Genomic DNA, 24,701 nt, shown 5'->3' on the forward strand with positions numbered 1-24,701 from the left:
CATGTCGACGATGCGTACACCCGATAGCAAGTGGCGCCGCCGCGCTCTGCGTCTCGTCCTGTTTGCCGAGGTGCTGTCCATGTCGGGTGCGCAGCTGAGTGCGGTCGCCATGCCGTGGTTCGTGCTGGAAACCACTGACTCCTCTACCGACATGGGCATCGTGATGGCAGCGCAGATGGCCGCTGTCGCGGTCTTCGGGGCGCTCGGCGCCTCGCTGACCGGACGGCTGGGACCTCGGCGGGTGCTGCTCATCGCCGACTGGCTACGCGGGCTCCTGGTGGCTCTCGTACCGCTGTTGCACGAGCTGGGCCTGCTGACTCTGCCACTGTTTATGGTGCTGGTGTTCGCCATCGGCTGTTTCTACGCGCCGTATACGGCAAGCCAGCAGGCGCTCCTGCCTGCGCTCGTCGGCGACGACGAGATCCTGCTCAGCCGAGCCAATGCACGTCTCCAGGGAGCGACCCGCCTGGCCGTCCTACTGGGGCCACCGGCCGCCGGTCTGTTCATCAGTTCGCTCGGCGCGGCAACCGTGCTGGTGTTGGACGCAGTCAGCTACCTATGCGCCGCCCTCCTGCTCAGTGTCGCCACGCGGCGAGGCGTAGTAGCGCCGGCTGCCCCCCTCGGCCGGAGCCTCGGCCTCGGCGGCGCGCTCCACGTCATCCGGCGAGACCGGCTGCTGAGCAGCTGGACCATTGGCCAGATGCTCGGTGAGATGGGCTGGCAAGCGATGTTCGCCCTGCTGCCGATCCTGGCCCTGCGGCAGTACGGAGGGTCAGCGACTCTCGCGGGGGTGCTGCTGGGCGCATTCGGAGGAGGGGCGCTGGCCGGAACCCTGCTGGTCGGCCCGGCTCTACGACGAGTGTCCGCCGTCCGTCTCGCTGTGCTTGGCCGGGTCGGCCAGACCCTCGCCTTCGCAGGGCTGCTGTTCCCGGTCGGTGCGCTGGGACTCGGGGTCGTCCTGTTCACGGCCGGACTGCTGAATGGTCTGTCCAACGCACCAATCGCTGCACTCCGCACCACCCGCATCCCGGCGGAGCTGCGCTCCGCGACCCTAACCGTGATCGCGGCAATCGCACTCAGCGGTGGCACCGTCGGCCTGGTCGCGGCAGGAGCAGCAGCGGAAAACGTGCCAATCCGCACGCTGTTCATATGCCTTGCGGGGTGCCAGGTCCTCGCAGTCGCCTGCTTCGTCCTGGGCGCCCGCGAACGCGTCGCACCGCGCCCCGGCGCGATGGGCCCCAAGCCGGCCGATCCGCTCCGATAACACTCCGGCCGTCAAGCACCATCCACCGTCTGTCCACCACCTCGACAAAGGGGAAATCCAATGACCACCACGACACAACACGGCTGCCCACACCTGGCAGGCGTCACCGCCCCCATTCACACGCTCGGACCAGACTTCGTCCAGGACCCCTACCCGGCCATGGACGCGCTCCGCGCCGAAGGCCCTGTGCACCTCGTACGGATGCCTGGCGGCGCGGAACGCTGGATCATCACACGCTACGACGACGTCGTCGCGGCTCTGGCCGATCCCCGTCTCAGCAACGAACTCGCTCGGGGGGTGACGCAAAACCTGCCCCCCAAGCCGCTGCCCCCGCGCGTCCAGGTCACCCTGCGCACGACCCAGATCCTGGGACGCGCGATGGCCAACCTTGACCCGCCGGACCACGACCGGCTGCGCAAGCTGGTCGTCCGGGCGTTCAGTGCTAAGCGGGTGGAGAGTCTCCGCCCCCGTATCCAGGAGTATGTCGATGCCCTCTTCGATGCCCTGGCCGGGAAGAACGAGTTCGATCTGGTCGAGGCAGTCGCGGACCGACTGCCGATCAGCGTGATCTGTGAACTGCTGGGGGTTCCAGCGGACCACGCGAACCTCTTCCGCAGTGCCGCTTCCGTGGTGGGCGGCTTCATCGCCGACGACGAGGCCGCCATGCGCACCGTCGCCGCCCTCGACGAGTTCGATGCCTACGTGCGGGGCCTCATCTCCGACCGCCGAGCCGTGCCAGAACCCGACCTGATCAGCGCCCTCGTGTGCGCGGACGCCGACGGACAGCCGCTGACTGACGACGAACTCGTCAGCATGATCGGGATCATACTGTTCGGCGGCTACGAGCCCTCCGCCCAGCTCATCGGCAACACCCTGCTCGCTGTACTGCAGCACCCAGAGCAACTCGCCGCCCTGCGCGCCGACCCTTCGCTGGTGACCGCTGCGGTCGAGGAAACCCTCCGCCACGACGGCCCCGTCACTCCGGGGGTGACCCGCTACGCCCTCGACGACGTCGAAATCGGCGGTGCCGTCATTCCCAAGGGCTCCTACGTGATCGTCGGCACCGCAGCCGCGAACCGCGACCCGTCCCACTGGGAGGACCCCGACACCTTCGACATCGCCCGCACGCCATCCAGCCGGGCGCTCGGGTTCGGCCACGGCCTGCACTATTGCATTGGTGCGCGGCTCGCCGTGCTGGAGGTCGAGATCGTCCTGGCTACGGCTCTGCGCCGTTTCCCTCGGCTCCGGCTTGCCGTCCCAGCGGACCAGCTGGTGCGCCGTCAGGGCTCGGTACGGGGCGTGCGCGAACTTCCGCTCCGTGTGGACTGACGGGGTGCGGTGAGCACCGCGCTTCATCACTGGTGGTCGCCGGGGAGCGTGATCGGTTCCGCGTTCCTCCGGCTTCAGTGAAAGGCGGGTGGCTATCTTGCCGTGGTAGCCGAACGCGGCGCGATGACGGCGACACACGACGGGTGCCCGGGCTCTTGGTGTGCCAGGCATCGATATCAGCCTGTGATCACCTCGCGATGGTGCGCCATGAGAGGAAGGCGCCAGCTTTGGTGTCTTTCTGCATCGTGTGACCAGCCTGGGAACCTCCCGGCTGGTAGCTTCTCTCGCCTCTTGGGCTCCATCTCCAGGAGAGCCTTGATCGGCGGCAGAAACTTCGTGGCGACACGGCAGGTACGGCCAGGGAGTTCTGTAAGTGTGCCAGCGCTACGACACCGATCGCATACCGGGCCGGATAGAGTGAAATCAAATATCCGGCCCGGCCGAATCAGTTCTAAATTAGAATGATTTCCGCTCCAATGCATTGATGACGAAGGCAGTTAAGCCAGATCGAAAAGCCGTAGTCGCAGTTGCTGGTAGCTCGCCTCGCACTCCTTACGGCGGTCGACGCAGCACTGAGCAACCTGCCGGATTTCGAGTTGGCGACCTCGACACGAACGTCTGGGTAGCGAGATTCCAGATCTTGACGCTCCGAAGTGGTGGGCCAAGGGAAATGATCACAGGACGCTCTAGCTTCGGTCCGAGCCTTGGAGAGTTCGTTCTGCCAGCAGAGGTAACCGTCCAACTGCCGCAGACCGCTTTTCACAGACCGCGACGGATAACCACCCCTCTTGTCGCTGACATATCCATAAATGTCACTTACCGCCGCCACCAGAAGCCTCACCGATATCGCTGCACCCCCGGGAAAAAGAAGATGGACCATATCGGGTGGTGGGGGTCGAAGGCCGGGGATTCACTGCGGATCCGCAGCAGGCTAATGAAGTTATGCCGCGGTGGCGGACAGGAGGTCGCTCACTCTAGCGAACGGCGTTCCCTCTGCGAGAAGTTGCGGTCAGAGGCGGCCGAGGGCTTCAGGTAGGTGGCAAGAACACGGTCCCACTCAACGACCGGCAGGTCAGCGTCCGGTCGTCACAGCGCTGAGGCAAATCCTGGTCACAGCACGGTTCGAGAACCCTCACCTCGAAGATCACGGCATCACTACCGCTACCTAGCAACGGATTTTTCGCCGTGCCGGAGAGTAAGTTGGCACAGGACCGAGAACGTGGCTGCCCCAACCAGAGCTGGAACCTGTCGAGAACCAAGACACCGATTCCACAAGAGCTACACCCATGGAAGGAGGCTTTGCCCGGTTCAAGCAGCACGGTTGAACCTGCCAGGCACTCACCCGGCATGAGATCGGCGTTGTGGTCCAAGAGCACGTGCTCTAGTGGGCATGACTTCGGACGCACTAGGCCGTGCCGTCCGGCAAGAAATTCCCAGGGTATGGAAGGATGGGCGGATGACCAACCCGCCCAGAGCCGCCGGAGCACGGAGCGCGGCTCCCGGTCGAAAAATGCGAGCAGATGCACACCACAATCGCGAGAAGCTCTTCCAGGCGGCCCGGTCGGTCTTTGCCGAAAACCCGCAGGGCGCCAGAATGGATGAAATTGCCCAACGTGCCGGGGTTGGGATCGCCACACTGTTCCGCAACTTCCCGCGGCGCATTGACCTCATCGAGGCCCTTTACCGCGAAGAAATCATCGACTTGCAGAACCTTGCCGAAGATCTCTGCAAGTCCCGGGACCCTTGGGACGCACTCGCAGAATGGCTCAGGGCGCTGGCCACTTTCACCTTCAGCAAACGAACCCTCTTTGCTGAGCTGAGTCCCGCCTTTGAGAGGGACCCCAACTTCGCGGAGGAGTCCTACCGTCAACTCCACTCAGCGGCAAGAACGGTCTTTGACCGAGCCAAAGATGCTGGCGAGCTCGAGAACGAATTGCGCACCGCCGACATCATTCAGTTGGTGGGCGGCATATCCATGAACTTCACCGCCGAGCCCACACGCACAGACTACCTTCTGGAAATCATCCTGAAGGCCATCAGGGCACCCGGGGCTGGGACAGCGAATACATACCGATGATTATGATGTGCTGCAAAGCTTCCGCTTACCCAGCCATGAACCAGAAGGGCAGGTTTGTGCCGTAGGCCCTGCGAATACCGGGGGCTCGCTGACACCGGCCAACCGCATCGAACGGCGCGCGTGAGATCTTGGTGATATTCAAACGCAGCTCGAGGCCGTCGGCCTGAGCGTAGGCGAACACATCCGTCAGCGCCCGAAGGTAGGCCAGGGCAGTCGAAGACCGTGCACCCCCGCTCAGCCAGGAGCATACGCACCTCTCCGGTCACACGGGTGACGATGGAGCGGTCGACGCCGACCGACAGTCCTGACGTCGAGTGCGGCCGGTCATGCCGCAGATGAATCAGCGTGGCCACCAGCCGGTCGACGAACACCAGCTGGCGTTCGTCGACCGGCTGGTGGCGAGCGCCGGGTCCCTCAGCCTGCTTCCTGACCCCGCGTCGCGCAGCATGGCGGCAACTCTCGGGGCCGGCCTGCCACAGCACGGCCGACTTCCCCACCAAACCTGCGAGATGACACTGACAGATCCCAACCAACAGCAAATCGAAGACACGCACGACCACCACCCAAATCTTCTATGCATCGTCTCCTGAGGCAGCGAACAGCATGACGCCAGTGACCTTCGCGGCCACCACGAGATCATCAAGGGTTGTGTGAACTTTTTGGAGATCGTGCGCTGACTGCGGGGCATAGCGCAGACCCGGCCAGATGGCGGAAGATGTTCGACAAGGTCACGGCTCGGATCGCGGACCGCTTCCGACGGGTCGAACCCCACGCCATAACCCGCTCCTACCTCCTTGGGCTGCTCTCCGGCGTCGAGCGCAAGAACTGCTGGCGGCTGGCCGAACACGCAGGCTATGCCCGCCCGGGATCAATGCAACACCTACTTCGAAATGCCCCCTGGGACGCTGACATTCTGCACAACGACATCCGCACGGTGTCGGCGTACCCCGGCGCTCCCCAACTCGTTCTGAAAATGTCCACGGTCTGTGCTGCTGCGTCCAGCAGTGCGGCCAACTCGCCCGGCGCCCTTGCCTCTCGTCGAGCAGACCCCGACTCGGATCTCCCCCACCTTGTAACGATGCCAATGGAGACCCCGCCATGAGCCACCCGATCATCAACAAGGCCAAGAAGGCTGCCATCGACGCCCGCTTCCCCTTCCCCTCTACGACCCAACCGACCCCTTGCCAGGTTCGCCCCCAGGACTTTGATTTCAAGAACGGCGATCGCTCTGCGGGCGGTGGAGAGGTGGAACAGCGCCTGGCCAAGACGCGCGCCGCATGCAACGGCTGCCCTGTCGCTGCTGGATGCCTGCTCTGGGCACTCGTCCACGAGCAGGAGACTCGGGAGCGCATATATGCAACGACTACTCCCCGGCAACGCACCGGACTACGAAAGCGCTTGAAGGAGCGTCTCGGACCCGACTGGAGGGACGTACTGGCTGCCCAGAATGAGGTCCGCCGCAAGAAAGCGGCCGTTGCCCGCAACACGCCGCTGACGGTCAACCAGGCGCGCATCGTGGACTTGGACCGTCAAGTCAATGGCCCGATGCCTCGGCCGGGTACCCTCACCGCCGCCTGCCAGGAAGGCAACCGCAACCGACTGGTAGCCAGCCTGCGATTGACCCGCCCGCGAAAGAATCCGGCGAAGGCCTCCTGACGCACCTGTCCCCACACCAGCAGTTCGTTGGTCGCTGAGCTGAAGTTTCCCTTCCCGAACATGCTGTCGCAGCCAGAGCGCAACTCGAATTGAAGGAGGAACCGACGTATGGGAGGAAGCGATAGCCCTCAGAGCAGGAACCGTCTTCAACCAAGCCCGCTTCCTCGGGCAGCGCCTTACGAAGTGGTTCAGTCGTCCATCAGGACTACGCCTAAAGGGTGTTGCGCAAGGTTCTGAGCTGGGCATCTCTCCTGTATGGCTGGGGTGTTAAGGGCTGAGCCGGTGTGGGTGGAGACGTTCACCGGGCTTCAGGTGACGCAGTTCGCTCGTCTGCTGAGGGTGGTGCGGGAGCGGGGCGGCAACGGCACGTTGCGGGGCCGGCCGTGGTCGCTGCCGTTGGCCGAGCAGGTACTGATGGTCGCGGTGTACTACCGCACGAACCTCACGATGCGCCGGCTCGGCCCGCTGTTCGGTGTCTCCTCCTCCACCGTGTGCCGGGTCGTCCAGCGGCTGGGACCCCTGCTCGCGGTCGAACCCGTGGCTCGTCCGGTGGATGCCGATACCCGGCTGGTGATCGCGGCCGCCCGTCCGGTGCCGGGCACCACCGCAGACGCCCATGCCTGGCGGGCGTCCGGGCTGAGCCAGTACTGCAAGAGTGTGACCGTGCTGGGCGACGGCGTATATCTCAACTGCGGGATGGCGGTGCCCCACCGCAAACGCCCGGGACGGGTCCTGCTGCAGGCCGAGGAGGACGACAACGCCGAGCACCGCAGGGTCCGTGCCCGGGTGGAACACGTCATCGGCCGGCTGAAGAACTACAAGATCCTGCGCGACTGCCGCCAGCGGGGCGACGGTCTCCATCACGCGGCCCAGGCCATCGCCCGCATGCACAACCTCGCCCTCGCGTCATGAGCAGACGAGTCCGTCACCCGCTCTGACCTGCCCGCACCCAGCCTTGTGCAACACCCTTTAGGCAGCATTCTGCTGCTGGCGCTCCGGCACTTCTGGATGCAGTGGTCGTGGCTGGCCAGCGCGCAGGCGATCACCCACACCGATTCGTAGACGGTGCCCAGGATGTTCTCGCTGTCGGCGCCGGGCCGGATGTAGGGACACACGGCTGATGCCGTTGGAGAGTTCTGTCAGTGTGACGGCGCCACGACACCGATTGCGTACCGAGTCGGATGGCGTGGACTCCGATATCGGGCCCGGTTGGGCTCAGTTACACACCAGGAGGATTCCCAATCCAGTGGCAGCGACTACGAGGGCAGTCAACGCCAGGGCGAAAAAGTGAAGTCGCAGTTGCAGGTAGCGCGCCTCGTACTCCTTACGAAGGTCGACGCAGCGCTGCGCGACCTGTCGGGTTGTTGCCCTGGCGACCTCGACGCGGAAATCCGTGTAGTGAGATTCCAGGTCTTGACGCTCCAGAGTGGTGAGCCATGGGAAACGATTACAGAACGCTCTGGCTTCGGTGCGAGCCTGGGAAATTTCATTCTGCCAATAGAGGTAGCCGTCCAACTGCCGCAGTCCGTCTTTCACAGACCGTGGTGGCTGACCTCCCCCACTTTTTACTGAAGCATCCATGGGGGTTATCTGCTGCTCCCACCGGAAGTCTCATGGATATCGCTGTGCTCCTCGGAAAATTCAAGTTGAGCCATATCGGGGTGATGGAGGTCGAATGCCGGGGATTCACTGCGGATCCGCGGCAGGGTGACGAAGTTGTGCCGCGGCGGCGGGCAGGAGGTCGCCCACTCCAGCGAACGGCCATAGCCCCACGGGTCATCGACCCCAACCTCTTTGCCATACCTCGCCGTCTTCCATACGTTGTAGAGGAACGGCAGGATCGACAGGCCGAGCAGGAACGCGCTGATCGTCGAGATCGTGTTCAGCGTGGTGAAGCCGTCGGAGGCGAGGTAGTCGGCGTACCGGCGCGGCATGCCCTCGACACCCAGCCAGTGCTGCACCAGGAACGTGCCGTGGAAGCCCACGAACAGCGTCCAGAAGGTGACCTTGCCGAGACGCTCGTCAAGCATCTTTCCAGTGAATTTCGGCCACCAGAAGTGGAAGCCGGCAAACATCGCGAACACCACGGTGCCGAACACCACGTAGTGGAAGTGCGCCACTACGAAGTACGAGTCCGAGACGTGGAAGTCCATCGGCGGGGAGGCCAGGATGACGCCGGTCAGACCACCGAAGAGGAACGTGACCAAAAATCCCGTGGCCCAGAGCATCGGCGTCTCGAAGGACAGCGAGCCCTTCCACATCGTTCCGATCCAGTTGAAGAACTTCACACCGGTCGGCACGGCGATGAGGAACGTCATGAAGGAGAAGAACGGGAGCAGCACGCCACCGGTGACGTACATGTGGTGCGCCCACACGGTCGCGGACAGGCCGGCGATCGCGATGGTCGCGCCGATCAGGCCCATGTAGCCGAACATCGGCTTGCGGGAGAAGACCGGGATGACCTCGGAGATGATGCCGAAGAACGGCAGCGCGATGATGTACACCTCCGGGTGGCCGAAAAACCAGAAGAGGTGTTGCCACAGCAGGGCTCCGCCGTTGGCTGCATCGAAGATGTGTGCCCCGAATTTACGGTCGACCTCGAGCGCGAGGAGCGCAGCGGCCAGCACCGGGAAAACCAAGAGAACCAGCACGGCAGTCAGCAGTACGTTCCAGGTGAAAATCGGCATGCGGAACGTGGTCATGCCAGGAGCGCGCATGCAGATGATTGTCGTAATGAAGTTAACCGAACCCAGGATGGTGCCGAATCCGGAGAAAGTCAGACCCATAATTGCCATGTCGGCGCCAATGCCAGGCGAATGCGCAGCGCTGGAAAGAGGGGTGTACATGAACCAGCCGAAGTCCGGAGCACCATTCGGAGTCAGCAGTGCCGCCGCTGCGATCAGTGAACCGAAAACGTAGAGCCAGTAGGCGAACATATTGAGCCGCGGAAACGCCACATCTGGTGCGCCGATCTGAAGTGGCATGATCCAGTTCGCGAAACCTGCAAAGAGCGGGGTGGCGAACATCAGCAGCATAATCAGGCCATGCATAGTAAAAGCCTGATTGAACTGCTCGTTCGAGATAATCTGCAAACCTGGCCGAGCGAGTTCGGCTCGCATAATCAATGCAACGATGCCGCCGACAATGAAGAACGCGAATGACGTAACCAGATACAGAGTTCCGATGGTCTTGTGGTCGGTAGTGGTAAGCCACTTCACGACAACGCTGCCGGGTTGCTTGCTCCGCACCGGCAATTCACTGTCGTATGCGGCTTCTTCCGGGGCGGTACCCCCGGGCGGTTGAGAGAGGACTCCCACACTGACTCCCCAGTCACTTCATCCTATTGAAAGCCGCACTAGACCTACAGCAGCAGGCCGGAGGTTGACCACGTGCCCGACGACTGTAACGCCACCTCCAGCTCATGACACCATGCGACATCCCTATTCGCCCACGAAGTAGCCGGACGGCCTAACCGAACGGGAATCAAGGGAAGCCGACGCCTGAAAAAGAGGAGCTTTCACATCAGTTTGTCGTATGATCTCTGACCGTTGCGAGATGTCCACTACATGGTGTGAGACGAGCAGACCAGCGAACAGCGGATCCTCCGCGAGAAGTTGCGGTCAAAGGCAGCAGAGGAGTTCAAACCAGTGACAAGAACGCAGTCCCCGCTCAACAGTCTTCAGGTCGGCGACTGGCCGTCACAGCGTTGACACGAAGCCTGGTCAGAGCATGGTTTGAGAGCCCTCACTTCGAAGACCACGGCATCATTACCGCTACTCAGCAGCGAAGTGTTCGCCGCTGTGCTGGAACATGAACTTACCCAAGACCAGGAACGGATCTGACCCAACCTGAGCTGGAACCTCATCATGGATCAAAACACCGATCGCACATCGATCCCACAAAAGCTACACCCGCACATCGGCCTTTACCCTGTTCAAGCAACCCGCTAGAACCAGCCAGGTACTCACCCAGCGTGCGATCAACCTGTACGAAAACTTGGCAGCCAACTGGATAACAATCCCGTAGCCCCAGCATAAAAGTTGCAGAGCCAAGCAAGTGCGCTCTCCGCAAACCAGCGGTAGAAACCTCGTACGGCGTAACCTCCGATCCAAACCCCGGATAAGCCGATTGACCAGCACTCGAAATTTCGTCCGGCAGACCCGGTCGAGCAGGCAGGTAATGCGTGGCCGGCACTGCGAGTGTCGGAGCCGGCCAGGCCAAACCTGGCCGGCTCTCGTGCGAGCGGGAACCTTCGACACCCGACTCTGCTCAGCGCAGCCCGAACGCCCTGATCACACTCTGCGTGACCGAGTTGCCCCGGGCGTCATACGCGGTCGCCTTCATCGACACGAAGGAAGCCGATGCCGGCGCATGGAAGGAGAATCGGCCCTGCTTACCCTCCGCCGCGTGCCAGGTCTGTCCGTCGTCGTACGACAGTTGTAGTGAGACTGCACCGGTCGCGCCCGCTCCCTCCGCGTGGGCCAGATGTCCGACATTCACGAACAGAGCCGAGTTCCGCCGTGCCCGCCCATCAGCGTCGGTAGCAATCTCGTAGTCGAGTTGCAGGAGAGGCAGAACTGCGGCCTCATCGTCCTTCGGCGCCTTGGACATAAAGTCCCACTCAGTCCGAGTGCGGGTGGAATACGGAGTGAAGGCTGCATCCCTGCGCCCGGTAAGAACCAGCCGGTATGGCAGAGTCTTGGCGCTTGGGGCATCAGCCTCGACGACCGTGAAGTTTCCCGTGGCCAGCTGCGCGGCGCCCTGGTAGAGGGCCAGGTCCTCCTGGGTGTCCAGCCCGTCCTGGCTCATACCGACATGGTCCTGGCTACCCCAGCCCGGTATGTCCAGGATCATATGGTTGCCGCTGCGCGTGGGCTGCCGGTAGTTGTTGTTGAGGTAGGGGCGTTCGATCGGCTTGAACCATTCCTCGCTCTGTCGGCTGCCCGGCCGATAGGAAGTGCGGGGATCGACTTCGTAGACGATGCCGTCGGCGTAGGCGATCTGTCCCCAGGTGTAGTCGTCTCCAGTGGAGACCCAGTCGGTGCGCTGCTCGTTCACTGGTTCGGGCGTGCTGGTGCCGATAGCCCAGGTGTTGTAATCGGGCCAGTCGTAACGGAACTCGCCGCCGGTCCGCGTCGGGTCCGGGCTGTCGAAAGTGACGTCGATGCGGGCCAGGTTGCTGGGACTTCCTTTCACAAGCAGATGCGAGGGGACGGCGTTGTGGTGCGTCTGCATGAGGTCGTACACGTAGGGGCTTGTCGGCTCGGAGTCCACAGTGATCTGTGCGCCGGGCACGGTGGCTTGCCGGACGAGCTTCTCACCTTCGTCGGTGCTGAGCAGTCCGACGTCCACTGCGACGGGCCCGGAGAACGAGCCGTAGTTGCGGAGACTGCGGCCGTTCTGATTGTTGACGACCAGCATGAGCTTCGCGCCCGCCGCGGCGGCGTTCGCAGCCTGTTGCATGTCGGGTACGTCATCGTTGCGGCGGACCACCACGGCCTTGCCTCGTACATTGAGGCGAGCGTAGTCGACGCTGGTGCCCTGGCCTGCAAAGACGAGCGGCATGGTGCGCTCGCCTTCGGTCAGCGCGGTGACACCGTCCTGGCGCAGAACGTCGGTGAAGTCGGTTGTGCGGGTGGACACGCTGAGCGCGGGCTCCTCCTTGCGCCATCGGGCGGCGAGGTAGAAGTTACCGTGCGTGACCTTGTGGGTGGTGGGCTGGGCCCACAGGCTGTCGTAGCTGGTCTGCGTCTCCATATAGTCGCGGAAGGAGGCGCCTTCCATTGACCGGTAGTAGTCCAGCCGCTGATAGGACGCCTCGGACCGCTGCGGGGTCGTGGTGTCGATGCGCGTGGCCTTCGAGGCGTCGAGTGTGACCGTGCTGTCATGGTCAAGGACGACGTCCGGATCACCCAGCAGGGCCATGCCCATCGAGTGGGGGCCGTGAACGCCCTCGACCGTCGTATAGGACAACACCGAGTACACGTCGTTGGGCAGGCGCATCTCTCCTGTTCCGGACTCATCAACCTGGAAGAAGGACGGTGCGTCCTCTCCGGACCTGAGCACTTCGACAAGTCCGGACGTGGGCCTGCCGTGTGGGTCCTTGAGCACTAGGGTCAGCTTGTACGACACATAGCCGAGCGAGACTGCAGTGTGCGCCACCAGGCGTCCCGAGGCGGCGTGAGCCTCCACCTGGCCGCTGTAGCGGCCGTCGGTGGTGAGGCCGGAACCGTCGATCGTCACGGTGACGCTGGCGCTGCCGTGAGCGGGAACTACCACTTTGGACGACGAGAGGCGGAAGACCCCCGAAGGGGCGTGCGTCGCCGCGATCGACAGTGCAAGAGTGACCGGGGTGTTAGTGGTGTTCGTGTACGTCACCGGCCGTCGGGCGGCCCCGTCGGCCGTCTGCGGCACGTGCGGGGCGTAGGCCGTCGCCGAGGCATAGACGCCCGCCGGCACAGCCGCGGCGATGCTCAGCCGACCGCTGCCGCCCTGGAAGGCGTCGTAGTCCGGCGTCTCCTGCGATGTGCTGGTGACCAGGTCCTTCAACTGGCTTCCCGTGAGGTCGGGATGTGCGGCGGCCAGAAGGGCTGCGGCACCGGCAACGTGCGGTGTCGCCATCGACGTGCCCGACAAGGTCTGGTATGAACCTTCCCCGTTGTCGTTCCAGTGGGAGTTGGCTGCGAGGATGTCGACCCCCGGGGCAGTTATCTCCGGCTTCAGCGCTCCATCGATGCGGGGGCCCTGACTGGAGAAGTAGGCGACGGCGTCCGTGGAGTCGACGGCGCCCACGGTCAGCGCGGCGTCTGCGACCCCGGGCGCACCGATCGAGTTGGGTGTCCCCGTGTTGCCTGCGGCGACGACGAACAGGGCGCCGGTCTGGTCGCTCAAACGGTCGACCGCCTGGCTGAGCGGGTCGCTGCCATCGGACCGGTTGTCGGATCCCAGACTCAGGTTGATGATCTTGGCGTGCTGGTCGACTGCAGCCCATTCCATTCCGGCAAGGATCCAGGAGTCCTGGCCCTGACCGGTGTTGTCCAGCACCTTGCCGATGTGGAGCCGCGCCCCGGGTGCAACTCCTTGCTCTTTGCCGCCAGAGGCGGCACCGGTGCCCGCAATAATGGATGCCACGTGCGTGCCGTGCCCGTAGTGGTCGTCGGTGTTCTCGTCGGGCACGAAACTCCGGGCAGCGGCGATCTGGTGGGACAGGTCGGGATGGTCTGCATCGATGCCGGTGTCCAGGACGGCCACATCGACTCCCTGGCCGGTGTTTCCTCCGGCCCATACCTGCGGTGCGCCGATCTGCGAGGTGCTGTCGGCCAGATCCGCTTTCACGGTGCCGTCGAGCCAGATGTGGGAGATACCGCCTCCCAGGACTGGCGTGGCTTCCTGCGCGCGAGCGCCCGTCGAAGTCGCATGACCAACCACGCTGTTCCAGAACTCTCCAGCATGGGCGCGGATCTCGGCCAGCGCCGCACCCTGGATGCTGCTGAGGTCGCGTTCGCGCACCGAGCCCGTAGGCGCTGAGGCGGGCCGCTGGGAAGCTGCGGAATGCGTGTACGAAACGATCAGCGGGAGCTGGTCCTTGTGCGCATCGTCGTAGCCGTCTGCAACCAGGTCGGTGATGTTGAACAGCCGTCGGTCCAAAGCACCCGAAGCCACAAATGGCAGGGCAGATTCGGGATAGACATACAGATCCCTTCCCGACTGCATGATCTGAGCCTGTGCTGGCCCGCCGTCGGCACCACGGACGGTGACGGTGCCACCGGGCTGGCCGTCGGCCCTCGGTATCTGACGTGTGGTGACCACGTCCCCCGTCACCAGCGTGATCGAGTGGGTGCCCTCGGGCACGCGATCGGGCAGGGACGCGCTCGATGCGGTTGCGGTCTCCGCGGTGGCAGCGTGCGCGTTAGACGGGGCTGTCAACAATAGGAGCAAGGCGCCGGCAAGGGCCGATGCGCGCCAGGGTGTGCAGCGTTGCTTCACGAGTCCCTGCTACAGGTTCAGGCAGCGGACGATAGCCCGCTGCTGTTCACGGGCGCCACCCCAGTCGGACGGGCGCCGCTCTAATTGAAGGAAAGTTAAGATTCCAAAAATTTGATCTGAAGCCAAGCGATTGCCCCATACACCAAAGGGCAGAAGGTGTGCTCGCCCGCACCCATCTCGGACGTCGGATTCCAGATGGGCAGGGGCTCTAAGCGGCTGTTGTCCGTACTGGACAGCCCTGGCGCCCCTCCAGCCCTGCCACCCTGCCCGACCACGACACATGCGGCGCCCGTCATCACTCGCCACCGGCCTGTGGTGCACATCGCCACTCATGAGCGACCGGCAAGCTGCTCCAACGAATCCACGGTTGCTATCTATTTCATCTAAGGAATATGAGGGAAAGCATGTGGGTGCCAGATGTATTCGCCCTCCTCGGTGGCAGCAGCAGGATCGGCAAACCGTGCCTACAGGCGATACCGGGCCGCCAACCCGCCTAAGAAATATCGGCTTTAAAGCCTCAAGACCTGACAACTACTGCGTGGAGGCGGCGAACGTCGGCAGTCTTACTATTCCCGTCCAGGCCAATGCAGGCCGGTGGCCAGGGGATTCTGACGCAGTAGCCCCGCAAAGGGGTCCCCTGCTCCGATGCTTCACTGCCGAGATGCTCGATCAGTTGAGCCTGAGTACCGGCCTCGGCGAATTGATCCGCTGGCACGGGGCCAACAGCTGCTTCCCAGCACCCCGGCACCTAGGTGGCTGTTGTCGTTCCGATCTTGAGTGATGCCAATCGAACGGGATTCTCAATCTGGTGAGCGTGACTGCTGTCATGGAACTGACATCTACAAAACGCACCACCGCTAGTCGATCAGATGCCGGTTGGCCCGGCTCCACGCGACCCGATCTCGAAGCTCGTCCAGATGGCCTTCGGCAACCCAGGTGGTCTGGGGCTCGTGGCCCTGCTCGGCAAGGCGGCGAACAGCGTCGATGCCCTCTTCCTGAACGGCAATAACGACGTCGACCAACCCTGCTGTGTCAGTAACACCGTACGCGCCGGCGAACACCTCAAGGCGGCGACGCCGGTCGGGCGGCTGGGGGTAGCGCAGCCAGCGCACGCACTCGTCGTCATCCCGGAACGGAGCGGTGTACTCGAGCGCGTAGCCGACATCGTGCAACCGCTGCGCCGGACGGGCGTGGTCCCAGTCGAGGATTCCGATCGGCTGAATGCCGCACCAGACAACGTTCCACGGCCCGAAGTCCCCATGGCAGATCACCTCCTCACCCACAGGACCAGCGGTCTTGGTGGACCAGCACGTTGTGCCAGGAGGGCGGTAGCCGGCGACGGCGTCGTGGTACTCGCGCAGCAGACGGGCGAAGGCGATCAGGCCTCGGTCATTGACGACTTTGGCCCAGCCGTCCGGACCGGACTCGCCATCAATCCAGGTCAGAACCTCCCTCCCCTGCTCATCGAAGCCCAGCACACGGGGTGCTTGCTCATAACCGATGGCCTCAAGATGACGAAGCAGCCCGTGAACTGCTGGTGTCCACGGCCCCACCGGTCGGCGCACCGTGTTGCCAATCCGCTCCACGCGGCCAAGGTCTTGTGACGTCACGTGGCAAAGGTGACGAAGCGCCGGCCGAGACGCAACTGACTATCGCGCCACTGGCGGTGAGCCGTGGAGGCCTGCCGGGTCGAAGTGAACGAAGCCACTCGATGTCGAGTGGCTTTTGTCGTTCCGCACTTGAGGGGTGCCAGTCGAACGGGAGTCTCGATCGGGTGAGCGTGACTGCTGTCGTGCATGAAAGCAGGGCCTCTTGGTAGCTCGAGGGGTGTCTACGCCATCAAGCTTTCCAGGAGGCCCTTTTGACGCAGTTCTACGGCATCGCGGAGTTGGAATCCACCTCGGACACCCTTGCGTGTGACTGTTTAGCTCACCGGTTCGGGAACGCCGGCGATCACGGGGTGCGCGAGCGGCGCTACCCGACGGACGTGTCGGACGCGGAGTGGGCGGTGGTGCGGCCGCTGCTTCCGATGCCGGCCTGGCTGTGAGGCCGGGGCGGGCAGCCGGAGGCCTACTGCCACCGCGCGATGTTGGACGCGATCCGCTACCTCGTCGACAACGGAACGAAGTGGCGGGCGATGATGGCCGACTTCCCGCCGTGGGACCGGGTCTACGCGTTCTTCCGCTGCTGGCGCGGCCATGGTCTGGTGAAGGAGTTCCACGACCGGTTGCGTGGAAGGGCCCGGGAGATGGCGGGGCGGGATCCGGAGCCGAGCGCGGGCGTGATCGACTCCCAGTCCATCAAGGCGGACGTCTTCGCCGGTGTCGACAGCCGCGGCTTCGACGGCGGCAAGCTGATAAACGGCCGCAAGCGCCACGTGGTGGTCGACACGCTCGGTCTGCTGCTGGGGGTGATGGTCACCGCCGCGGACATCGGCGACCGCGCCGCCGCCCACGTCCTGCTCGCCCAGGTGGCCGCCGCACACCACTGGCTGGCCCTGGTCTGGTCCTCGCCATCGTCAAACGCAGCGACGACATGCGCGGCTTCGTCGTACTGCCCGAGCGGTGGATCGTGGAGCGGTTCTTCGCCTACCTGATGCGAAGCCGCCGCCTCGTGCGGGACTTCGAACACTCCACCACCAGCGCTGAGGCGATGGTCTACTGGTCGGCGACGATGTTCATGACCCGGCGCCTTGCCCGGCCACGGCCTTCGCGGGCGTGAACCGGCCCGGCGCCGACTCCACGAGGCACCCCGTACCACCAGCCGTTTCGCCTTCGACCGCAACTCCTAGATCTTCGCAGGCATCGGGTCCAGACCGAAGCAGGTGGCCATCTCCTGGCACGTCAGCAGACCTTGACCGAGCCGGTTGCGGTCCGCGAGAGCCTGCACGATGCGCTGGCAGTCCGTCGACAGTGCCGACCAGGCCAGGCCCGCATGCCACATCGACACCACCGATTTCGGCTTCGCCGCCTCCGAGGATGCCGGCGGAACCGGCGGTTCCCCGCGATCCGACGGCTCCTCGGCGGCATCTGGGCCGGCGACGTCGCCTTCGCCCAGGGACAGCACCTCGCCAACGCGTGAACGGGCGATGACCCACTCGTTCCACTACTGCTCGACCACGACCAGCTCGGCCTGGATCCGGTCCGCCTCCTCCCGCAGCACGTCCACACGACGATGAGCGGTCAGCTCACGCTCTTCCAGCAACCCCACGATTGACAACATCCCCGACCTCCACCAGAGCCACGAAACGTCACCACTCCCCGAGACCGCCGACCTTATGCCTGAACAGCGGAAACGCAGCCCTCAAGCCCGGAAATACAACAGCCACTAATGCCAGCCGTGCGCTGCGCTACGTCGAACAGCCCGCTCCTGTAGGGCGGCTGCTGGCGCACGTCACTAGCACTTCCCCGTCGTGGCCTGGCCTCGCCATCGTCGAGCGCACCGCAGGCGGGCGGATCACGACGGAGCTGCAGGCAGTCGAGTTCGCCCACTGTGCCGGACAGGACACGAAATGAATCTAGCTCTGCAAGGAGTTCCGCCGGAGCATCGCCACCGCGCCAGGCACCTGGACCCAGCGGAGCATGCTGAGACCGCTGACGGACACCGACCGGGGCCTGTGGCTCGCAGCGGATCATCTCTTCGGTGCACTCGTCAGGGACTTCGACACTGAGCATCTGATGATCGGCGCGCCCGGTTGCGAGCCATGGCTGCGGGCAAAGCCGGTGGGGCGCACGCGCTGGGACGCCACCACCCAGGGGCCGTGCGACATCTTGAAGGAACTACAGGACCTGGCCGACCGATGGCGAGCGGCCGGAAGTCCCAGTCGCTACCGCCTTGTCTTCGAGCCAGGCGGTGGCCAGCGCGCCGAAACGGCATGTGGCCGTCCCTCCTGGCACCTGCCCGCCCCTTACCCCCGCGACGATGGAGCATCTCCATACCCCGTCCCGGCGATCCCGCCCTCAGCCTGCTGATGGGCAAGAAAGCCTCGTTCCCAGGAGGTCGTGGAACAGTACGGCTGCAGCCGGTTTCGCCTGTCGGAGCGACCGAGCCGATGGCCGGCATCGTCCGGGATCTTGCCGCTGGTTTCCGATCAAGGCTTCCAGGTGCGCAGGATGGAGGCGATGCGGTCGGCGGTGCAGCGCGGGTTGTACAGCTCGTGGGCGAGTGCGGTGAGTTGTTCGCGGGTGGGGTCGACGGGGATGTTGCTGGCCTCGAGGTACATGACGGCGACCGCGCAGGCGACGGTGAGGTTGGAGTGTTCCAGCCAGCGGCAGCAGCCCAGGGTGTGGACCAGGGCGGCGGCGCGGGCGTAGGGGCCGTCGTAGACGGCGGTGTCGAGGAGTTCTCCGCGGTGGCGAGCGACGGCGGCGATGGGCACGCCGTAGTCGTCGGGGGCCGGGTCGCGGTGTCCGGCCCGTTCTGCTGCTTCGAGGATCCAGGATTCGTCGACGTGCAGGATCACGCGGCGGCGCCGGGCTGCGGGTCGGCGTAGGGGGCGTCGAGCTGCTGCTCCAGGTCGTCGAGGAAGCTGCCGTGCGTATCGATGAGCCGCTGGGCGGCGGCCATGCCGGCGGCGCGGGCTCCGGTGGTGTCCTCGATGATGAGCCGCTCCACGTACCGGTTGAAGTCCAGCTGACGGGCCCGGGCTGCGGCCTTTCCGGCCTCCAGCACGTCCTCCTCCAGCCTGACCTGGGTCTGCTTCTTCGCGGTAGCCATACCCGCATGGTAGCAGGATGGTAGCAGGCGAGGTAGGGCTTTGTTTGACGCGAGAGCTCAGGCCTACAGCCCGTAGGCCCCCGGGGCTGTGCGTTGCGTGGGCGGTTCAAGATCATAGTGTTGCCCGTGAGAGACGACGGCAGCACTGATGGCACCCACCAGAAGGATGTGAGCACCGGAGAACCGGATGGGCGCCCAGCAAGGACACGGAACGGGCAGAGAGCGCACGAAGGCGAGCTGCCAGCCCCCGCCTTCGTCACCAACGACATTGGAACCAAAGAATGCGCGGCGCCTGCCGGTCTCGCGGTATGCCGAGATCGACGGATGGATGTTGATGATGCGGCCGCCTTCGCGCCTACCGGGGCAGCACGTCACCCGGGCCGCACCCCGTCTGCTGTGCACGAGTCCCTAGAGCGTGCACAGCGTGCGACCCATGCGGCAACAGAGCTCTGGTCAGCTGCAGACGGCCGTCCGCACCTGAGCGGCCAGCCCGAGCAAACATCCTCTACGCGGTCGGAAGGAGGTCGAAGAGTTCGCGCAGGACACGGGTGTACTCCCCGCCCCCAGGCTCACCCGCAAGTCGCTTCACGCGCGTGGTCGGAGCATGCAGGAGCTTGTCGACAACGCGCCGCACGGTCTGCGCCGTTTCAGAGCGTTGTCTTTCATCCAGGTCTGGAAGGCGCCGCTCCAAGCGCGCCAGCTCACTGGTGACGAGATCCTCAGCCATTGCACGCAGAGCAACAATTGTCGGGACGCTGCGTTCGGCGCGGACTGCCGCGCCGAACGCAGCGACCTCGGCCGCGACCAGGCTGCGGACCCGGTCCACATCGTCGGCCGCAGGGGTATCAGCGGCCGTCGCAGCAAGCGTCTCGATGTCAACAAGTCGTGCTCCGTCGATGTCGTGCACGGCGATATCTATATCGCGCGGCATGGCCAGGTCCAGCAGGTGCAACGTGCCCCTGCTGCCAGCCGGGACCCGGTTTGCTTCCGATGGGGCACCTGGAGCAGTGGGCCGCCCGGCGACGGCCGCCGCCACATCCGCAGTGGTGAGTGTGAGCCCCGTCGCGCTGGTGCAGGAAACCGCCAGGTCCACGCGTCCGAGCTCGAAAGGCACCTCGGCCATCGGGACGGCGCGCGCCGTAAGGCCGGGTCCGAACTGTTCGGCGAGCACGGCCGCCAGCTGCTGTGCACGTTTCAAAGTGCGGTTGGCGATCGTCAGCTGTCCTATTCCCGCACGGGCAAGCGTGGTTGCCGCGAGCGAGCACATCGAGCCGGCACCGATGACGAGGCCCTGTTTGCCAGCAGCCCATTTCTCCACGGTTGCATCTGCGGCGAGTTGCTCCAGGCCGAAGGTGACCAGCGACTGCCCGGCGCGGTCGATTCCAGTTTCACTGTGCGCCCGCTTGCCGACCCGCAATGCCTGCTGAAAGAGGTTGTTGAGCAGGGGCCCAGCGGTATCGAGCTCTTGTCCGGCCGCCAGAGCGTCCTTGACCTGTCCGAGAATGTGCGGTTCACCAACCACCAGCGAGTCGAGGCCACATGCTACAGAGAACAGATGGTGGACCGCTCGATCCTCGAAGTGGACATAGAGGTGCGGCGCAAGTTCGTCGAGACCTATGCCGCTGTGCGCAGACAACTGCTTGGCCATCTCCTCTACGCCGCCGTGGAACTTGTCCACAGCGGCGTAGAGCTCGATGCGATTGCAAGTAGCAAGCATCATGGCTTCTGTGGCCGCATCGCCGGCAAGCATGTCCTGAAGCACCCTGGGCCGGTCATCGAGACCAAGGGTTGTCTGCTCCAGCATGCTTACCGGGGCGCTACGGTGACTTAGACCCACCACCAGCAGACTCACGCTTCCACCTCGGCTGTTGCGAAACTTGCCCGCCTACCGGTGCCACAGGAGGCGCTGTTGATGCTGCCCATGCTCATAAGTCGAGTCTCTTCTCTCAAGACGTAGATCGATCCTCGCAGGAGGCGTAGCGTGAAGCCTTCTCGTGCTGGCCGTTCACTGACAGAAGACACCTTTGTTACAGAGGCCAGCCACGGCAGACCGCTGACCCGATATCGGTGCGCGCTCCCTGCCCTTGATAGGTGAACTGCGGAGTGGCGACTGGACACCACGCCCGCCGGTTGGTGCCATGCGGTTCACACCGACTCCCGCACAACTCGATCGTTGAGAAGCCCACCGGAACATTGAGCAGTGCCGAAACTTAAAGCGACTTGGAAATCCCCGGGCTTGCTGCAGCGGGTGGCGGCACTACCGACGCACTGCCCTCCGCCTTCCCGGGCCTTGGCCCTGCCCTGGGCCCGCTCCGCACTGAAACCGGCCGACAGGCCGTAGCGAAGGGTCAGGTCGGTGGCTGCGGTGGCTGCGGCAGCAGTCCAGGTCATGACCGGTCCTGATCCTTGCGATGGCTGAGCGAGCGCATGTGCGGCGCGTGTGAGCCTGCGACTGTAGTTGACTATTAAACTATATCAAATAAGAGTTATCCCCCAGGTGAACCCACACACTCGGACGCCCCACCGTCGGCCCCCAAAAACCCCACCCGACCCCCATGCTTACGCGCAGCAGCGGGACAGCCGACGCCTCCAGGACCAGCGCGGACGCCGCACAGCGAGGGGACCGACATTGGGTGCCGACGCCATCACTCACAGAGGACCCGCTTCGCCGCTTAACACCAGCCCGCCGGCTCCTCCCTGCAGGGCCACAGCGCCGCACCGTTAACCACCGCATCAGACCAGGAGGCAGCCTTCTGCGGGCCACCCGGGCGCACCCGCGAGAGCCGGCACTGCCACAGAGGACCAGCGCATACGGCAACAAGAAGAGCCTGACAAGCCGAATCCACAACGGTCCGGCGCAAAAAAAGGCATCAAGGCAGCCTAAAAAGGACAGATCCGATCAGCCAGACCCCTGGCAAGGGGCTCACCGACACGCTTGCATCGGTCATCAGCAATCGGCATACCGATGGGAGGGGTGCCCTCAGCGCGCCGCTTAGGACCGGCCGGAGAGGGCTTGCGCCTCCAAACGGGTGAGGACCTTGTTGACCATCGAGGCGAAACCGGCCAGTTCCGCATCGGTGAGCGCGTCAAAAACGAGGGCCTTCACAGTCTGCACATGAGCAGGTGCAGCCTGTTCGATGGCTGTCCGGCCTTCGGGTGTCAGGACAACGTAGGCGCCGCGGCCATCGTCAAGGCATTCCTCGCGACGCACCAGGTTTCGGGCCGCCATCCGCTTGATGCGATGCGAGAGCCTGCTGGGCTCCCACCCCAGTGCGCGGGCGAGTTTCAGCACACGCACTCGCCCCTCCGGCGTGTCCGTGAGCTGGACCAGAACCTCGAAGTCCGGCAAGGACAGATTGGAGTCCGCCTGCAACTGTCGATGCAGGGCAGCAGGAAGCTCCGTGTTCATCCAGAGCCAGCGCCGCCATACCCGCTGCTGCTCATCGTTCAGCCACAAGCCCTCGGTAGTCACGCCGCCAGCCTACAGAAATGATTGACTCATCACATACCTACCTCTCGAGATTTAGTTGACTATTCATCTATCCTGGCAGCAGGCCAGCCAGGAGCACTCCGCCCACTGGTCCGCCCCTTCGAGAGGACTACGCATGCGCCGCAGCACCCCGCCCCCGCACGTCGACATCCGCCGGGCCGGGGAACGATTCAAGACCCGGATCGGCTGGCTGGACTCCAAGCACTCCTTCTCCTTCGGCCACCACTACAACAAGACCAACACCCATCACGGTCTGCTGCTGGTCAACAACGACGACGTGGTACTGCCCGGTTTCGGCTTCGAGACCCACCCCCACCAGGACATGGAGATCGTCACCTGGGTCCTGCGAGGTTCGCTGGTGCACCAGGATTCAGAGGGCCACAACGGCGTGATCTATCCGGGACTGGCGCAGCGCATGAGCGCCGGCACCGGCATCCTTCACTCTGAGAAGAACGACTCATGGCGCCTGGGCGAAGAGGCCCACAGCGACCCGGTCCACTTCGTGCAAATGTGGGTGGTCCCCGACGAGGCAGGCATCGCTCCCGGTTACGAGCAGCTGGAAATCGACAACGACCTGCTGTCCGGAAAACTCATACCGGTCGCCTCCGGAATGCACCGGCATCGCAACGCGTCAGCCATCCGTATCAAGAACAAGCACGCAGCGCTGCACGTCGCCCGGCTCCAGCCAGGCGAGTCCGTAGAGCTCCCCCAGGCACCCTTCATCCACCTCTTCGTACCTCTAGGTGCCGTCACACTCGAGGACGCCGGAATGCTGGGCACCGGCGACAGCGTCCGGTTCACGGCCACCGGCGGACAGCGGATAACCGCCCTCGAGCCCTCGGAAATCCTCGTCTGGGAGATGCACGCGACCATCGGCTGACTTCCCCAGCCGCATCGTCCCTCTATCCACTATCCGCACCCTCAGCGCAACCCGTAACCCAACAGCCCACCCACACGTTGAGCCAGACAGTGCGCACCATCGCTGCTAACGGGTGCGCAATACCGGGGGCTCTCGTTCCCTGCCCGGTTCCGGGCCCCCGCGCACAGCCCGGCCCCGCACCATCTACGGAGCCGGGCTGCTCGCTGCCCGGAAACTGTTCATTGCAAGCCTCTCAGCCATCGTCTTCAGCAAGATTGACGTCACGGAACAGGCTGCCGACCCCAGCACAACCCCTCACAGACGAAACCCTCGTGGCCATGCAGTTCCGACTGCCTCATCCCTCAATGCCTCTCACACGGGTGGCCCTGTCGGATTGCGGCAGCCACGACTCGGGGCCACGTTGGTTGATGTGGCGGCCCGGAAACGCTCCTCCGTTGCTTCCCGGGCCGCCACACCACTCCCCCAGCAAGCCACATGCCTGCAGCCCAGGCGACGCGGGAAGAATCTCGCGCAGCGTCACACACGCGGATACCCATGCGACCACGTCGAGCAGCATCGACCCTCCCCGAGGCGCTGCACCTGACCCGCCACCTACATCAGCAGCCCGCATCCCTCGATGGCCGCACTCAGACATAAAGACGCATTCACGGCCAGCGATCCAACCCCGCTGCACAGGTAGGCTCCCAGATAGGAGCCCGGCCTCTGTTAGCGCTCTGGCGAGGCCGGGCTACCTCTCACGACGCAGCCTCATGACCGACCGATCCGCCGACCGCACATGCGGGCAGGCCCGAAACAGGGGGGCCGCCTTACTTTCCGCGCTCAGCCGCGGGACGACTGGCCCTGGTCTCGCCCCCTTCCGAGACCGAGACCGACTACGCCCACCAGAACGGGACCGGGACGCATCCGAGCCAATGCCCCTCTGCGCCAAGCCAGGCGGCGCGCTGTGGCCATGAACCCGTAACAGCTCCACCAGGACGAGCAGTCTTTGGGCAGGGCCCGCCATGCGTAGCCAGTGTTGACCACGTATCGGATCGCGTCGACGATCTCCCCGCGAGCGGGGCTTCTCCTGCCGGTCATCCGTCTTCGTCTCACAGGACGGCCTCAATAGCAGTGATTCGATCAGCGCTGCTCCTCAAGATCTCGCGATCGCGAGCGGTAGATCTACCCAATCGGGCAGACGAAGTACCCATACGATCCCGTTTCAGAGACAACCGGCATCACCAGGGTGCACTGCCGGAAACTCCGTGCTGTGCTGTGGCGACACCAGCGTGGCATCGGGTCCCGGCCAACACATGCCGCTGGT

Annotated in this window: 18 protein-coding genes and 1 pseudogene; 9 read left to right on the forward strand and 10 right to left on the reverse strand. The window is 64.3% G+C overall.

Features of this window, described 5'->3' with window-relative positions; genetic code table 11:
- Position 1 precedes the first annotated feature (1 nt).
- From ACICHK_RS41850 to ACICHK_RS41875, 6 genes are all read left to right on the forward strand, one after another.
- Positions 2–1,264, forward strand: coding sequence for an MFS transporter (locus ACICHK_RS41850; protein WP_406841556.1), 1,263 nt, complete (start codon positions 2–4; stop codon positions 1,262–1,264).
- A gap of 60 nt (positions 1,265–1,324) precedes the next feature.
- Positions 1,325–2,593: a cytochrome P450 gene (locus ACICHK_RS41855; protein WP_406841557.1), complete on the forward strand. Its 1,269-nt coding sequence runs from the start codon at positions 1,325–1,327 to the stop codon at positions 2,591–2,593.
- Positions 2,594–4,049: 1,456 nt separating this feature from the next.
- Positions 4,050–4,670, forward strand: a complete 621-nt coding sequence (locus ACICHK_RS41860) for a TetR/AcrR family transcriptional regulator (RefSeq protein WP_406841558.1) — start codon at positions 4,050–4,052, stop codon at positions 4,668–4,670.
- Between the two features lie 326 nt (positions 4,671–4,996).
- Positions 4,997–5,260, forward strand: a complete 264-nt coding sequence (locus ACICHK_RS41865; protein ID WP_406841559.1) for a hypothetical protein — start codon at positions 4,997–4,999, stop codon at positions 5,258–5,260.
- A 508-nt stretch (positions 5,261–5,768) separates the two neighbouring features.
- Positions 5,769–6,326: a WhiB family transcriptional regulator gene (locus ACICHK_RS41870; RefSeq protein ID WP_406841560.1), complete on the forward strand. Its 558-nt coding sequence runs from the start codon at positions 5,769–5,771 to the stop codon at positions 6,324–6,326.
- A gap of 255 nt (positions 6,327–6,581) precedes the next feature.
- Positions 6,582–7,238, forward strand: a complete 657-nt coding sequence (locus tag ACICHK_RS41875) for a transposase family protein (RefSeq protein ID WP_406841561.1) — start codon at positions 6,582–6,584, stop codon at positions 7,236–7,238.
- Between the two features lie 303 nt (positions 7,239–7,541).
- Here ACICHK_RS41875 and ACICHK_RS41880 read toward each other — a convergent pair whose 3' ends face one another.
- The 4 genes from ACICHK_RS41880 to ACICHK_RS41895 all read right to left on the reverse strand — a co-directional run bounded on the left by ACICHK_RS41880 (position 7,542) and on the right by ACICHK_RS41895 (position 15,922).
- Positions 7,542–7,841, reverse strand: a complete 300-nt coding sequence (locus tag ACICHK_RS41880; protein WP_406841562.1) for a hypothetical protein — start codon at positions 7,839–7,841, stop codon at positions 7,542–7,544.
- A gap of 71 nt (positions 7,842–7,912) precedes the next feature.
- Positions 7,913–9,643, reverse strand: coding sequence for a cytochrome c oxidase subunit I (gene ctaD, locus ACICHK_RS41885; protein ID WP_406841563.1), 1,731 nt, complete (start codon positions 9,641–9,643; stop codon positions 7,913–7,915).
- Positions 9,644–10,595: 952 nt separating this feature from the next.
- Complete coding sequence (locus tag ACICHK_RS41890) at positions 10,596–14,177, reverse strand: S8 family serine peptidase (RefSeq protein WP_406841564.1); 3,582 nt, start codon at positions 14,175–14,177, stop codon at positions 10,596–10,598.
- Between the two features lie 992 nt (positions 14,178–15,169).
- Complete coding sequence (locus ACICHK_RS41895) at positions 15,170–15,922, reverse strand: aminoglycoside phosphotransferase family protein (protein ID WP_406841565.1); 753 nt, start codon at positions 15,920–15,922, stop codon at positions 15,170–15,172.
- 251 nt (positions 15,923–16,173) lie between these two features.
- Between ACICHK_RS41895 and ACICHK_RS41900 the strand changes: the two genes are divergently transcribed.
- Together ACICHK_RS41900 and ACICHK_RS41905 are read left to right on the forward strand one after the other, a co-directional pair.
- Positions 16,174–16,359, forward strand: a complete 186-nt coding sequence (locus ACICHK_RS41900; protein ID WP_406841566.1) for a transposase — start codon at positions 16,174–16,176, stop codon at positions 16,357–16,359.
- Between the two features lie 39 nt (positions 16,360–16,398).
- Positions 16,399–16,908 carry a transposase gene (locus tag ACICHK_RS41905; RefSeq protein ID WP_406841567.1) on the forward strand — a complete coding sequence of 170 codons (510 nt, stop codon included), beginning with the start codon at positions 16,399–16,401 and terminating at the stop codon, positions 16,906–16,908.
- Between the two features lie 81 nt (positions 16,909–16,989).
- On the opposite strand, the pseudogene ACICHK_RS41910 reads toward ACICHK_RS41905, so the two are convergent.
- The 5 genes and pseudogenes from ACICHK_RS41910 to ACICHK_RS41930 form a co-directional block, all read right to left on the reverse strand.
- Positions 16,990–17,534: pseudogene (locus ACICHK_RS41910) on the reverse strand (hypothetical protein).
- Between the two features lie 868 nt (positions 17,535–18,402).
- Positions 18,403–18,774 carry a fic family toxin-antitoxin system, toxin component gene (locus ACICHK_RS41915; RefSeq protein WP_406841568.1) on the reverse strand — a complete coding sequence of 124 codons (372 nt, stop codon included), beginning with the start codon at positions 18,772–18,774 and terminating at the stop codon, positions 18,403–18,405.
- Complete coding sequence (locus tag ACICHK_RS41920; protein ID WP_406841569.1) at positions 18,771–19,028, reverse strand: hypothetical protein; 258 nt, start codon at positions 19,026–19,028, stop codon at positions 18,771–18,773. The genes ACICHK_RS41915 and ACICHK_RS41920 overlap by 4 nt, the downstream gene beginning before the upstream one ends.
- A 505-nt stretch (positions 19,029–19,533) precedes the next feature.
- Entirely contained in the window at positions 19,534–20,880 is a 1,347-nt protein-coding gene (locus ACICHK_RS41925) for a glutamyl-tRNA reductase (RefSeq protein ID WP_406841570.1), read from the reverse strand.
- 1,140 nt (positions 20,881–22,020) lie between these two features.
- Entirely contained in the window at positions 22,021–22,500 is a 480-nt protein-coding gene (locus ACICHK_RS41930) for a MarR family winged helix-turn-helix transcriptional regulator (RefSeq protein WP_406841571.1), read from the reverse strand.
- 133 nt (positions 22,501–22,633) lie between these two features.
- Here ACICHK_RS41930 and ACICHK_RS41935 point away from each other — a divergent pair, with 133 nt between their 5' ends.
- Positions 22,634–23,398: a pirin family protein gene (locus ACICHK_RS41935; RefSeq protein WP_406841572.1), complete on the forward strand. Its 765-nt coding sequence runs from the start codon at positions 22,634–22,636 to the stop codon at positions 23,396–23,398.
- A gap of 819 nt (positions 23,399–24,217) precedes the next feature.
- On the opposite strand, the gene ACICHK_RS41940 is transcribed toward ACICHK_RS41935, so the two are convergent.
- Complete coding sequence (locus tag ACICHK_RS41940; protein ID WP_406841909.1) at positions 24,218–24,475, reverse strand: transposase; 258 nt, start codon at positions 24,473–24,475, stop codon at positions 24,218–24,220.
- Positions 24,476–24,701: the final 226 nt, after the last annotated feature.

It is taken from the genome of Streptomyces sp. AHU1 (assembly GCF_045343905.1).
Taxonomy (GTDB): Bacteria; Actinomycetota; Actinomycetes; order Streptomycetales; family Streptomycetaceae; genus Streptomyces; species Streptomyces triticiradicis.

Excerpts from the sequence above, each read along its gene's own strand:
- ACICHK_RS41850 (WP_406841556.1), top strand. The coding sequence starts at position 2 with ATGTCGACGATGCGTACACCCGATAGCAAGTGGCGCCGCCGCGCTCTG.
- ACICHK_RS41855 (WP_406841557.1), top strand. The coding sequence starts at position 1,325 with ATGACCACCACGACACAACACGGCTGCCCACACCTGGCAGGCGTCACC.
- ACICHK_RS41860 (WP_406841558.1), top strand. The coding sequence starts at position 4,050 with ATGACCAACCCGCCCAGAGCCGCCGGAGCACGGAGCGCGGCTCCCGGT.
- ACICHK_RS41865 (WP_406841559.1), top strand. The coding sequence starts at position 4,997 with ATGCCGCAGATGAATCAGCGTGGCCACCAGCCGGTCGACGAACACCAG.
- ACICHK_RS41870 (WP_406841560.1), top strand. The coding sequence starts at position 5,769 with ATGAGCCACCCGATCATCAACAAGGCCAAGAAGGCTGCCATCGACGCC.
- ACICHK_RS41875 (WP_406841561.1), top strand. The coding sequence starts at position 6,582 with ATGGCTGGGGTGTTAAGGGCTGAGCCGGTGTGGGTGGAGACGTTCACC.
- ACICHK_RS41905 (WP_406841567.1), top strand. The coding sequence starts at position 16,399 with ATGTTGGACGCGATCCGCTACCTCGTCGACAACGGAACGAAGTGGCGG.
- ACICHK_RS41920 (WP_406841569.1), bottom strand. The coding sequence starts at position 19,028 with ATGGCTACCGCGAAGAAGCAGACCCAGGTCAGGCTGGAGGAGGACGTG.
- ACICHK_RS41935 (WP_406841572.1), top strand. The coding sequence starts at position 22,634 with ATGCGCCGCAGCACCCCGCCCCCGCACGTCGACATCCGCCGGGCCGGG.
- ACICHK_RS41940 (WP_406841909.1), bottom strand. The coding sequence starts at position 24,475 with ATGACCGGCAGGAGAAGCCCCGCTCGCGGGGAGATCGTCGACGCGATC.